7 protein-coding genes are annotated in these 12,556 nt (G+C 59.3%); 4 read left to right on the top strand and 3 right to left on the bottom strand.

Annotation, left to right across the window (positions count from 1 at the left end; all coding sequences use genetic code 11):
* Positions 1–80: 80 nt before the first annotated feature.
* Positions 81–2,291: a LysM peptidoglycan-binding domain-containing protein gene (locus tag I2I05_RS13210; RefSeq protein WP_196282721.1), complete on the top strand. Its 2,211-nt coding sequence runs from the start codon at positions 81–83 to the stop codon at positions 2,289–2,291.
* A gap of 8 nt (positions 2,292–2,299) precedes the next feature.
* Here I2I05_RS13210 and I2I05_RS13205 read toward each other — a convergent pair whose 3' ends face one another.
* Positions 2,300–3,367 carry a fatty acid desaturase family protein gene (locus I2I05_RS13205; protein ID WP_196282720.1) on the bottom strand — a complete coding sequence of 356 codons (1,068 nt, stop codon included), beginning with the start codon at positions 3,365–3,367 and terminating at the stop codon, positions 2,300–2,302.
* Positions 3,368–3,661: 294 nt separating this feature from the next.
* On the opposite strand from I2I05_RS13205, the gene dnaE reads away from it, so the two are divergent.
* From dnaE to I2I05_RS13190, 3 genes are all read left to right on the top strand, one after another.
* Positions 3,662–7,375, top strand: coding sequence for a DNA polymerase III subunit alpha (gene dnaE / locus I2I05_RS13200; RefSeq protein WP_196282719.1), 3,714 nt, complete (start codon positions 3,662–3,664; stop codon positions 7,373–7,375).
* 306 nt (positions 7,376–7,681) lie between these two features.
* Entirely contained in the window at positions 7,682–8,011 is a 330-nt protein-coding gene (gene trxA, locus I2I05_RS13195; RefSeq protein ID WP_092677057.1) for a thioredoxin, read from the top strand.
* Positions 8,012–8,878: 867 nt separating this feature from the next.
* Complete coding sequence (locus I2I05_RS13190) at positions 8,879–10,171, top strand: aminopeptidase P N-terminal domain-containing protein (RefSeq protein ID WP_196282718.1); 1,293 nt, start codon at positions 8,879–8,881, stop codon at positions 10,169–10,171.
* 75 nt (positions 10,172–10,246) lie between these two features.
* Here the strand turns inward: I2I05_RS13190 and I2I05_RS13185 are convergent, their stop codons facing one another.
* Both I2I05_RS13185 and I2I05_RS13180 read right to left on the bottom strand, forming a co-directional pair.
* Positions 10,247–10,801, bottom strand: a complete 555-nt coding sequence (locus tag I2I05_RS13185; RefSeq protein WP_196282717.1) for a DUF4252 domain-containing protein — start codon at positions 10,799–10,801, stop codon at positions 10,247–10,249.
* Positions 10,802–10,924: 123 nt separating this feature from the next.
* Entirely contained in the window at positions 10,925–12,511 is a 1,587-nt protein-coding gene (locus I2I05_RS13180; RefSeq protein ID WP_196282716.1) for a hypothetical protein, read from the bottom strand.
* Between the last annotated feature and the right edge of the window lie 45 nt (positions 12,512–12,556).

Genomic DNA, 12,556 nt, shown 5'->3' with positions numbered 1-12,556 from the left:
CTTTTTGGCCAAAATTCAGGTTCTTTGCAACTTCCGGGCGGGGGGGTGGCCACGGTGGCTGCCTCCCGCCCGCCTTGTTTATGCGAAATCCAGTTACTTTTTTCCTGTTGTTGATGCTGGCCTTGGGAGGGCCGTTGGCGGCTTATGCAGCCCCTTTTCAGCCGGCTCCGCCCGTGCCGGCTTCGTTCGATGTGCTGGGCCTGCGCCTGGTGCTGAACGAAGAAGCCCAGCGCCTAGTGCAGCAAAAAGCCGATGGCCTGATGCGCCACCAGCCCTCTTTTCAGGCCCGGGTAGACTTGGCCGATGCCGCGTTTCCCATTATCGACCGCGTGCTGCGAGAAGAGGGCGTGCCGCTGGATTTTCGGTACCTCGCCCTGCAGGAAAGCGCATTGCTCGGCGATGCCCAAAGCGTGCACGAAGCCGTGGGCTACTGGCAGTTCAAGCGTGAAACCGCCACCGGGCTCGGGCTGGTAATAAACGACGAAGTAGACGAGCGCAAGCACCTCACGGCCAGCACCCGGGCCGCGGCCCGCTACCTGGCGCGCAACAATGCCTCGCTGCGCAACTGGCTGAATGCCCTGCTCAGCTACAACACCGGCCTGACCGGCGTGAAACCTTACACGCTGCCCACCGATGCCGGGGCCACCGAAATGGCCATTACCGGCGCTACTTCGCCCTATGTATTGGCTTTTTTGGCGCACAAGCTGGCGTTTGAGCCCAATTGCGGTCTGAATCCGCACCCGCCGTTGCGCCTGCAGGAGTTCCCCGCCGTGGCCGGCCAAACGCTCGAAGCCCAGGCCCTGACCTTGCACACGGAGGTCGCCAACCTGGCCGTGCACAACCGCTGGCTGCTGGCCGCTGCCGTGCCCGCTGGCCGGCCTTATTCTCTGATTGTGCCTATCGGCGACGTGTCGCAGGCCGCCGGAATAATTGCTAACCAGCGCCTGCAGAGCCGTCAGGAACTTCTGGCAGTGCCGGCCGTCAGCTCGACGAATGCGGCCGAGGTGCACCTCAATAATCTGCGCGCCATTATCGCATTGCCGGGCGAAACCATCGCCGACTTGGCCCGCCGCGGCAACAAGCGCATGGGCGAGTTTCTGCGTGAAAATGAATTAACGGCCTTCGACGTTGCCGTGACCGGCCGGCCCTATTACCTGGAAAGCAAGCGCGATGCCGGTGCCGTGGAGTACCACGTATTGCAGCCCAGCGAAACTGTGTTCGACGTGGCGCAGAAATACGGCATGCGTAAAAAGGCCGTTTTGGCTAAAAACCGAATGGCTCGTAATGAAGAACTGCGGCCCGGCCGGCTGCTCTGGCTTCAGCACACGCGGCCCCGCGAGGTAGCCGTGGAATACCGCAGCCTGCCAGAGGGCGCCGGCCTGGAACGCTCGCGCCCCGTGGCCCGGCCCGCCGCCGCGCCAGTGGAGTTTGACCAGCCCGTTGCCATTGCCGCAAAGCCCAAAAGAAGCTCCGCCAGGAACCAGCGCCAGGAAGCAGAAGCGCAGGAGGGTTGGGGCGAAGCATTGCCCAGCCGTAATGGGCAGGTGATTGCTGCCCCAGCGCCCGCGCCTGTGCCCGCCCCGGCTAGCCCGCCTGCCGCACCGGTTATGTCCCCGGTTCCCGTGCCGGTGAGTCCGGCGGTTTCCATTCCAACCGTTGCTCAGTTGCCGCCTGCGGCTTCGGCCCCGGCCCCGGCGCCGCTGGCCGATGAGCCCCGCGAAGCTGAGCCCGCTGAGAGCAGCCCAGTTGTGGCTGCACCCACAGCGGAAGCTGCGCCCATACCAGCTCCGGCCAAGCCGGTGGTGGTTGTGCCAGCGCCCCGTCCAGCGGTTTCAGTGCCAGTTCCGGCTGCCGCCCCAATGGCAATACCTGCTGCAGCAGCGGAAGCATCGCACCGGGTTGAAGCCGGCGAAACCGTGTATTCCATCAGCCGCCGCTACCAGATTGCCCCCAAGGCCCTGATGGCCATGAATCGCCTTACGCTGCCCGCCACCTTGGCCGTGGGGCAGGTGTTGGTGCTAAACGCGCCCGAGCCCTTGACGGCCGCCCCGGCGCCCCAACAAAATGGACGCACTAATCCGGCCGCTATCTACTCGCCCCAAACGCCGACTGCACCGGCTCCGGCTGCCATGGGTGGCCCGGTTGCGCAGCAACACACCGTAGTAAAGGGCGAAACTTTGTACAGCATATCCCGCCGCTACGGCGTGCCGGTAGCCGACCTGCAGGCCTGGAACAATAAGCCCGACGGCACTGTCCGGATAGGAGAGGTACTCACCGTGAAAGGCAAATAGCGTCGTTGCTAAGCCAATTGCGTGGCGTAGGTAGTACGGGGAATGCGCTGGGTGCGGGCGCGCAGCAGGGCCACCACTTCCTGCATACTCCGGTTCCGGTCGCCGAGGTTTACGAAATGATGCGCCAAACGGTCGTAGCGCTTGGTCATCAGGTACAGGAACACGTGGAGGAAGTGAATTCCATCGAACACGACGGCATCTTGCCGGGTGTACTCGGCCAGATTTTGGCGGAAGTGGTGCGGGTGCTCGGTCCAGTGCAGGGCCGGTTTGAGATGGTGGCTGATGTGGTAGCCGTCGTTCCAGCACTTGTGGTTGTAGGCCGTGTTGATGCACGTAATGCTGTTGGTGTAGCAGTTGTCGGGGGCCGTGGCGTCGATGAAGGCATGCTGCGACCAGTTGCCCAGCATCATCACCACGCGCGAAAGGATGACCGGCAGCACCAGCACGGCCAGCGTGGCCGGCAGGTTTACAAAAGCTAGCCCGATGGTGGCGACAATGTACACCAGCTCGCCGCGCAGCAGGCGGTGGCGTAGCTTGGGTTTGTTGCGCCGGGTGAAATACTGCACCAGGCGCGGGATGCCGAGCAGGAAAAAGCTGCTTAGGTAATGCAGAAACCCCCGCAGCGAGTCGCGCTGGTAAAACATGGTGGAGCTGTCGTCGTCGGGCAGGTTATTCTCCGGGTGGTGCATGCCTAGGTGGTGCGTGAAGTAGGTCTCCGGCGTTTGCCCAAACAGTGGCCCTATCACCCACGGAATGTAACTGTTGAGAAACCCGTACTTCTTTTTGAACAGCACCCGGTGGCTGGTGCAGTGCAGCATCAGTCCAAAAGGTCCTTTGAAGCGCAGGTTGCCCAAAAACAGGTACACCGCCAGCACCGCCCACCACAACCCGCCCGTGAGCGCGGGCACAAACAGCAAAACTGCCAAGGGCAACAGCGTGGCCGAGATTTTCAGAATGAGGTAGATAAACGGCAAGTCGCGCACGTCCTGCACGTAGCGACCAAAGAACTGGTCGGGGCCGGAGGGCTGCGTGGGGGCGAGGTACACCGGGTCGGTGCTGGCAACAAAGCTTTTCATATCGGGGATAGGGAATTTTTGCTATCCGGGGCTAGGAAGCAGACTTTGCGGTGCTCGCTACCGGGGCGGCGGAGCACGAAAAACAGCCAAAGGCCAACAAAGCCGAGCGTTGTTTGGTGTAGAACGCGGTTGAGCTTAACAAGTTCAGCCTCGACCGTAGGACGGTGGCGGGCGGCCCTGCCGAAGCCATGAAAAATACAGGCCTCAGGGAATCAGGCAGCAGGGAATTGGGGTTTGGGAATGCCCGCCGGCTGGGGGTATCTTTACGATTAGCCCGTTTCCAACGCCTGTCTTATGCCCGTTTTCTCGCACCTCCACAGCCACACCCAATACTCGCTGCTCGACGGCCAGGCCAGCATTGCGGCCCTGATGAAGAAGGCGCAGAAGGACGAGATGCCCGCCGTGGCCCTCACCGACCACGGCAACATGTTCGGGGCGTTCAACTTCGTGGCCGAGGCCAATAAGTACAACGTGAAGCCCATCGTGGGCTGCGAGTTCTACATGGTGCAGGACCGCCACAAGAAGGCGTTCAGCCGGGAAAAGGGCGAGCGCGACGTCCGCCACCACCAGCTGCTGCTGGCCAAGGACCAAGCCGGCTACCACAACCTGAGCAAGCTCTGTTCGATGAGCTTCATTGAGGGCTTGTATTCCAAGTTCCCGCGCATTGATAAGGAACTGCTGCTGCAGTACCACGAGGGCCTGATTGCCACCAGCTGCTGCATCGGAGCTGAGATTCCGCAGACCATTTTGTTTGGGACCGAAGCCGAGGCCGAGGAAAAGCTGAAGTGGTGGCTCGACGTGTTCGGCGGGGATTTCTACATCGAAATTCAGCGCCACGGCCTGATGAATTTCGACGGCACCGGCAAAAGCCAGGAAGACGTGAACCAGGTGCTGCTGGGCTTCGCGAAGAAGTACAACGTCAAGGTCATTTGCACCAACGACTCGCACTACGTCGACCAGAACGACTTCGCCGCTCACGACCTGCTGCTGTGCGTGAATACGGGCGAGGAACACAGCATCCCGGTCGGTGACATTCGCACGAATTACTACACGCTGCTCACCACCAAGGGCGAGGTGAAATACGACCTGCTCGACAACCTGCGCCGCGACTACCCACGCGACGAACGCGCCCAGCGCCAGTTGCGCCGCATCGACGAGGAGCTGCAGAAGCCCAAGCCGCACACCCGCTTCGGCTTCGCCAACGACCAGTTCTTCTTCAAGAGCCAGGCACAGATGAACGAGCTGTTCATCGACCGGCCCGACAGCGTGGACAATACCAATGAGATTGTCGACAAAATCACGCCGCCGAAGCTGGCCCGCGACATTTTGTTGCCCAACTTTCCCATTCCAGCGCCCTTTGGCAACGCCGACGAATTCCTGCGCGAGCTTACCTACGTGGGGGCTTTCGGGCCCGGCGCGGGCAACGGCACGGTAACGATGAGCAAGCCGCCGCGCTACTCCGAACGCACTCCCGAAATCGAGGAGCGGTTGGACTACGAGTTGCGCATCATCCAAACCATGGGCTTTGCGGGCTACTTCCTCATCACCCAGGACTTCATCAATCACGGCCGCAACATCGGCGTGGCCGTGGGCCCGGGCAGAGGCTCGGCGGCGGGCTCGGCCGTGGCGTACTGCGTGGGCATCACCAACATCGACCCAATTAAGTACTCGCTGCTGTTCGAGCGTTTCCTGAACCCGGAGCGCGTGTCCATGCCCGATATCGACATCGACTTCGACGACGTGAACCGTCAGAAAGTCATCGACTACGTGGTGGAAAAGTACGGCAAAACCCAGGTGGCCCAGATTATCACCTTCGGTACCATGGCCGCCAAATCGTCCATCAAGGACGTGGCCCGCGCCATGGAGCTGCCCTTGCCGCAAACCAACGACCTCACCAAGATGGTGCCCGAGAAGCCCGGCACCACGCTGGCCGGCGCCTTTGCCGAGAACCAGGAACTGGACATGATTCGGCGCGACGAGTCGCCGGACAACCTCAAGGGGCACATTCTGCGCTTGGCCACGCAGCTGGAAGGCTCGGTGCGCAACACGGGCATTCACGCGGCGGGCGTCATCATCGCGCCCGACGATATCACGAAGTACATCCCGGTTTCAACCTCCAAGGACTCGGACCTGCTCATCACGCAGTTCGATGGCAAGGTGATTGAGAGTGCCGGCATGCTGAAGATGGACTTTTTGGGCCTCAAAACCCTGACCGTCATCGTGGATGCCATGAACCTGATTGAGCGCAACCACGGCGTCAAAATCGACATTGATGACATCCCGCTCGACGACGAAAAGACCTACGCCCTCTACCAGCGCGGCGATACCATTGGCACCTTCCAGTTTGAATCGGAAGGCATGCGGCAGTACCTCAAGGACTTGAAGCCCACCAATATCGAGGACTTGATTGCCATGAACGCCCTGTACCGCCCGGGCCCGATGCAGTTCATCCCGAACTTCATCAACCGCAAGCACGGCCGCGAAGTGGTGGAATACCCGCACGAGCTATTGAAGCCCATTTTGGAGTACAGCCAGGGCATCATGGTGTACCAGGAGCAGATTATGCAGACGGCCCAGATTCTGGCCGGCTACTCGCTTGGGGGCGCCGACTTGCTGCGCCGCGCCATGGGTAAGAAGGATATGAAAAAGATGGCCTTGGAGCGCGAGAAGTTCATCGAAGGCGCCAAGAAGCTGCACGACATTCCCGCGAAAAAGGCCAACGACGTCTTCGACGTGATGGAGAAATTCGCCGAATACGGCTTCAACCGCTCGCACTCTGCTGCTTACTCCGTGGTGGCGTACCAGACTGGTTATCTGAAGGCTAACTACCCCGCCGAGTATATGGCCGCTGTGCTTACCAACAACATGGGCGACATCAAGAAGGTGACCTTTTTCATTGAGGAAGCCCGCAAGCAGGGCGTGCCCGTGCTCGGGCCCGACGTGAACGAAAGCCTCTTGAAATTCAACGTGAACCAAGAAGGCGCTATCCGTTTCGGCATGGGCGCCGTGAAAGGCGCGGGCGAACTCGCGGTGGAGAGCATGGTGCAGGAGCGGGAGGCCGCCGGCAACTACTCCGATATTTTCGACTTTGCCAAGCGCGTGAACCTGCGTACCGTGAACAAGAAAACCTTCGAAAGCCTGGCCCAGGCCGGTGCGTTTGATGGCTTCGACAAGCACCGCCGCCTGTACCTGGACGCGCCCGCCGGCGACCAAAGCCTGATTGAAAAGGCCATGAAAATGGGCCAGCAGCACCAGGCCGCCAAGGAATCGGCGCAGCACAGCCTGTTCGGCGCCGGCGCCTTCGGGGCCGTGGCCGCGCCGCTGCCTAAGATGCACGAGATGGAGCCCTGGAGCAAAACCGAGCAGCTCCGCCGCGAAAAGGAAGTGGTGGGCTTCTACCTCTCCGGCCACCCGCTGGACAGCTATAAGCTGGAGCTAGACGCCTATTGCACCTGCGGCCTCGACAAGGTGGATGAAATCAAGAACAAGGAAATTGCGGTAGCGGGCCTGATTAATAACGTGTTGTTTAAGACCACGAAAACCGGCCAGCCGTTCTGCACCTTCACCTTGGAGGACTACGAGACCAGCATCAACCCGGCGCTGTTCCGCGATGACTACACCAAGTTTGCCCCGCTTATCAACCCGCGCAACTACCCCAACGAGCAGGTGCCGCCCATGTACGTGAAGCTCAAGCAGGAATTGCGCCGCCACACCCAGGACCAGTGGGACCTGCGCATCCTCACCATGGAGCCCTTGGCCGACGTGGCCGAGAAACGCAGCAAAGGCGTGCGCGTGAAGCTGGACCTGCGCACCGTAACCGGCCCCATGCTCGACCGCCTGCAGGACGCCATCGACCACGCACCGGGCAGCAAGCGCCTCGAAATCCAATTCGTGGAGCCCCACGAGCACCTGGCCGTGGACATGTTCTCGCGCCGCTTCCAGATTGAGCCCAAAACCTTCATCCAGAAGATGCACGAAATGGAAATGGAAGTCTGCACGCTGATTTAAGGCGTTCGTGCTCTAAATCGTCTGTCGGGCTGAGCGCCGCGAAGCATCTTTTCACCGCAGAATGAATCGTTCTAACATTAGAAAATGCTTCGCGGCGCTCAGCCTGACAGATTATGTTTAGCGGTTTCACTCATCCTGCTATTTAGTGCTTTCAGATAGCCAGAAGGACCATTTGCCGGCGGCTACCCGCAGCCAGACCACCCTTCTGAACTTTCCCCCGTACACTCTGTTTAACCATCCAATCTGCTACCTTGCGACCCCGTTGGCCGTACACGCCAGAATAATCTTAACCCAACCCAAACCGTAATGGGACACAAAGCAATTGAAATAACCGACGCCAACTTTGACGAAATCATCAGCGGCGACAAGCCCGTATTGGTCGATTTTTGGGCCGAATGGTGCGGCCCCTGCCGCATGGTAGGCCCCGTAGTAGAGGAACTTGCCGGCGAATACGAAGGCAAAGTCATCGTGGGCAAAGTTGACGTTGACGCCAACCCCCAAACGTCGATGAAGTTCGGCATCCGCAGCATCCCGACGCTGCTGGTGTTCAAGAACGGCCAAATCGTTGACAAGCAAGTGGGCGCCGTGCCCAAGCACGTATTGGCTCAAAAACTCGAAGCTCAGGTAACGGCTTAATTCCGTTTCCCTTTTTACTAAAAAGCCCCTTGCCGGTTTGGCAAGGGGCTTTTTGTGTTGCTACTGGGAAGCGTAGTCGCTCTGAAAGTAGGGTTAGCCGCGTTGGCAGCGCTTCCATTTGCTTTGCGATTCGCGCCAGGCTTTGGCTTTAAGCTCGACTTGGCGCTGGTGCAGCTGTTTGTTAAGTCTGGCCGGCGCAGAAGAAGCGCGCTTCTTTTTGGGCCGACCCAGCAAGGCGGAAAGCGTTTTAGGTGCGCTGGTATTACTGGCCGCCGTGTTTTGAATCAAAACGGTTTTGGGAGTGCTGGCAGCCTCAGCTGGGGTCATTGTGACGGCCGACAGGGCTCCCAATGCGCACAGGACGTAAAAAGTTGTTTTCATTTTAATAGATTGGAGTGGAGCAGTAACTTCAGCACCTTATTACAGGTTGCGTGGCAAAGTAATATAACATAAAGATATAATACAACATATTAATTATAATTAATATTAATTTATAAAAATGTATAATATAAATGGGCGTTCATAAAATCGATTATTTTTACATTTATCGAGTTGAACCACAATGTCTTTTCCAATGCAGTGACGTGTTTTTTATATAAGACTAGTCAGATTTATTTTATTGAAAAAATCTAGGTGACGAAGACGTGCTTTGGCAGGGTGTACTTAAGCTGTCCGCTATTTTTCTGCATGGCTGGGTGAAAAGCACAACGGCGGCTGCGCAAACTCCTTGCTGGTGAGATGCGGAGCCGGTTTGTGGCCTACGCCACAACAATTCCGCCACCTCAGGTCAATCCCCTGATTCTGCGCTTTTCTGGCCCCAACAGCCGCCTGCCTAACTTGCGCCTCCATTCCCAACCAACTAACCGCATGCGCTACACGCCCCTCGCTTCCGAGCATTACGTTGAGAACCGCCGCCGCTTCCGCGAGCAGCTGCCGCCGGCCTCGCTGGCCATTTTTCAATCCAACGACATCATGCCGACCAACGCCGATGGCACGTTGGCTTTTCGGCAAAACAACGACCTGTTGTACCTCGCCGGCGTTGACCAAGAGGAAAGCATTCTCGTCATCTTCCCCGATGCGCGGCTGCCCCAGCACCGCGAAATCCTGTTCTTGAAGGAAACCTCCGAGCACATCCTCATCTGGGAAGGCTACAAACTCACCAAGGACGAAGCCAAAGCCAACTCCGGCATCCGCACCATCATGTGGCTCGATAGCTTCAAGACGGTGTTGCCCGCGCTGATGAACGAGGCCGAAAACGTGTACCTGAACTCCAACGAGCATATTCGGGCCGTGGTAGAGGTGGAAACGCGCGATGCGCGCTTCATCAAAGCCATCCAAAGCCAATACCCGCTGCATACTTACCGCCGCGCCGCGCCGCTGCTGCACCGCCAGCGCGCCATCAAAAGCCCCGAGGAAATCAAGGCCATGCGCGAGGCTTGCCGCATCACCGAAAAGGGTTTTCGGCGCCTGCTGGGCTTTGTGAAACCCGGCGTGTGGGAGTTTGAGATTGAGGCGGAAATCGTGCACGAGTTCATGCGTAACCGCAGCCGCGGCCCGGCCTACGGCAGCATTGTGGCCAGCGGCAAGAACGCCTGTGTGCTGCACTATACCACCAACGACAACCAGTGCCAAGACGGCGACGTAATTCTGCTTGATTTTGGTGCCGAATACGCCAACTACGCGGCCGACCTCTCGCGCAGCATCCCCGTCAACGGCAAGTTCACCCCACGCCAGCGCCAGGTCTACGACTCCGTGCTCACCGTGATGGACTTCGCCAAAACCCGCCTCGTGCCCGGCGGCGAAATTGAAGCCTACCACCAGGCCGTGGGCGAGTGCATGGAGCAAGAACTCATCAAACTCGACCTGCTCAACGCGGCCGATGTCAAAAACCAAGACCCGGCTTCGCCGCTTTACAAAAAGTACTTCATGCACGGCACCAGCCATTATTTGGGCCTCGACGTGCACGACGTGGGCTACAAATACCGCACCTTCGAAGCCGGCATGGTGTACACCGTCGAGCCCGGCATCTACATTCCAGAAGAAGGCCTAGGCATTCGGTTAGAGAACGATATTCTGCTCACTGCCAATGGCAATGAGGATTTGATGGCCAATATTCCCTTGCAAGCCGCCGACATTGAGGCCCTGATGAGCCAGAAATAACGCGTGCGAATTGCGCATAAGAAAGCCCTTCAGACAGTGCCTGAAGGGCTTTTTTGTGTTGTTCTGGTTGAAAGATTAGCGGGCCGTGGCCTGGACCAGCTGCGGCAGGTACTTGCTCAGGGCCTGCACCTGCGAACGAGTGAAATTGCCCTCAACCGCAACCAGCACAAACGAATCGGCCACATCGGGCAGCTTGCCGGTGGCGGCAAACTCCGAAACCCGGTCGCCGTTGGCCCGCACCGCTACCTGGTAGTCGCTACCCAGCGTGGTACCGGTTGAGAGGGGCTCGTATTTATTGCCTTGCAGAATGCCGGTGGCTTCCTGCAACAGGCCCTGCTGCGCCAGGTTCTCGGCCGAGCCCGTGACGGGGGCAAAGCTGATAACGCGCGCCTCGCGAATGCCCGTGATGGCGTTGGTGAGTTCCGAACCGCCGAGCAGCTTGGCTGCTTTCACCAACGCCAGGCGTTCGAGCAAATCCGCCGACCAATCCATGGTTTTGAAGCCGGAGCGGCCCTGGTACTTCGAGAAAAACGACGCTACGGTGGTAGCCGGTGTGCCGGGGCCGGCCGTGCGACAGCCCACCATTAGCAAAATCAGAAAGAGAACGGGTAAACGAAATTTTTGAATCATGAAGCAAAGGTGGCGAGAAGATAAGTGCGTTGTACGCACGCGGCCCCGGCCACGGTTGCGCCTACTCTCCACCAAGGGAAGGGGAAATTGGCCCTGGCCTGAATGCGCCGCCCCCGCGCTTCGCTAAAAAACCACCGAGTTGAGAAAGAATACCTCCCGGTCGGGGCCACGTTCGGAGCGCACACGCTGATAGCCTGTGGCAATAAACCGGCTGCCAAACCACGGCATAAGGTCGGACTGGGAGGTGTCGCGGGCGTTTTCCTTGCCGCCATCGGTGCCGGTGCCGGTGAGAATGGGTACCGCGTGGTCGTTGGGTGACGTTTCGGCCCGGTTTATCAGCTTGTAGCGGATTTTATCGTCGTCGAGGTACGCCAGCACGAGGCGGCCATCGGGCAGGTTTTGCAGCCGCACGGCTTCTTCGAGGCTGTAGCGGCGCAGGTTGTTGACCACAAACGTATTGTCCCAAAGCAGCGTGCCGGAGCGGTCGAAGCCGCAAACCAGCGCGTGAGTAGTCTGGTAACCGTCGAAAACCCGAGAGTTGGCATAGCCGGACCCGTAGGGGCTGTAGCCGGTGTTGAAATTGCCCGGTACATTGCCGTAGCTGTTGTAGCGGTAATGCGGGTAATACACCTCGGCCACCAGCACGTAGCCGCCATCGGGCTGGGGCCGGAGTTCGTGCAGCAGCACGCGGTAGCGCCACCGCAGCGGCGGTACTGAACGGGCCATGCGGCGCTCGGTGCGCTCGCGCAAGCGGGCCTGGCGGGAGGGTTTTAGGTAATCAAAAAAGTGCTTGAGACGCAGGAAATCATAAAATCGCAACGGGGGCTTCGTGCCCGAATTTGCCGATGCCCGCAGGTCGGTGGCAAATAAGCCTTGGGCGTAGTTGGGGTCGCGGAGCGAATAGGTGCCCATCAGCAGACGAGCGGTGGTATCCTGCGGCGGCGTAATCTGAGCGGTGATGAGGCTGCGCTCGCTCTCGGTCTGCACAAACTCGGAGCTGACAAGTTGGCCCTGCTCGGTGAGCTGCTTGAGCAGGAGCCGGGATTTACGGCCATTGGTTTGCGTCAGCACGTATTCGGCGCGCCGGCTGGCCGCATCGGCCACGGAGGTAAGCTGCGTGGGCATGGGCTCGTAGATGGAAGATAGGTACTGCATCTGGCCGTTGGCCACGTCCAGAAGCAGCACCGTGACGTGCTGCTGGTCGTTGAGCAGCACCGTGGCCAGCAGTCGGCCATCGAGGGCTTTAAGCTCCACAATTTCGCGGCTCAGGCGGGTTTCGTACTGCTGGGTACGCGTTTGGCCCAACTGGCCGTTGTAGGCGGCCACCCACAGCCGGCCGGTTTTGCTGCGCGACGAAAACAGCGCGTACACCGTGTTGCCTTCCGCGCACATGCGGTTGAATTCAAACTCATCGGGCACTTCCAGGGGCGTTTCCTGGCGCAGGTGCAGGGCGTGGTCGTATTGCTGAAAGGAAAACGAGGACTCGTTGGAGAGCGAACGGATGCGGCCCACCAGCAGCACCACCGTGCTATCGGCGGGCAGGGCTTGCACGTGGACTTCGCTCTCCGTGGCGGTCAGTGGCAGTTCGGTGCGGGCGGTTTGGGCCGGGGCGTTGGGCGGGGGCAGCAGGGGGCGCTTTTGGGCGCGCAACGAGAACGTGCCTGTGAGCACGCACAATAAGAGCAGCAGGGAGAAGTAGCGGATTTTCATGTCCTTGCGCCGTTAAAAAAGAATTTAAAAATAAGCGCCTCCGCA

It is taken from the genome of Hymenobacter jeongseonensis (assembly GCF_015694725.1).
GTDB lineage: Bacteria > Bacteroidota > Bacteroidia > Cytophagales > Hymenobacteraceae > Hymenobacter > Hymenobacter jeongseonensis.
The sequence above is the reverse complement of the archived record's forward strand: the minus strand, read 5'-3'. Positions and strand labels throughout refer to the sequence as shown.

What these genes read in the sequence shown, in the direction of transcription:
- trxA (WP_092677057.1), top strand. Translation starts at nt 7,682, where the DNA reads ATGGGACACAAAGCAATTGAAATAACCGACGCCAACTTTGACGAAATC.
- I2I05_RS13205 (WP_196282720.1), bottom strand. Translation starts at nt 3,367, where the DNA reads ATGAAAAGCTTTGTTGCCAGCACCGACCCGGTGTACCTCGCCCCCACG.
- I2I05_RS13190 (WP_196282718.1), top strand. Translation starts at nt 8,879, where the DNA reads ATGCGCTACACGCCCCTCGCTTCCGAGCATTACGTTGAGAACCGCCGC.
- I2I05_RS13210 (WP_196282721.1), top strand. Translation starts at nt 81, where the DNA reads ATGCGAAATCCAGTTACTTTTTTCCTGTTGTTGATGCTGGCCTTGGGA.
- I2I05_RS13185 (WP_196282717.1), bottom strand. Translation starts at nt 10,801, where the DNA reads ATGATTCAAAAATTTCGTTTACCCGTTCTCTTTCTGATTTTGCTAATG.
- I2I05_RS13180 (WP_196282716.1), bottom strand. Translation starts at nt 12,511, where the DNA reads ATGAAAATCCGCTACTTCTCCCTGCTGCTCTTATTGTGCGTGCTCACA.
- dnaE (WP_196282719.1), top strand. Translation starts at nt 3,662, where the DNA reads ATGCCCGTTTTCTCGCACCTCCACAGCCACACCCAATACTCGCTGCTC.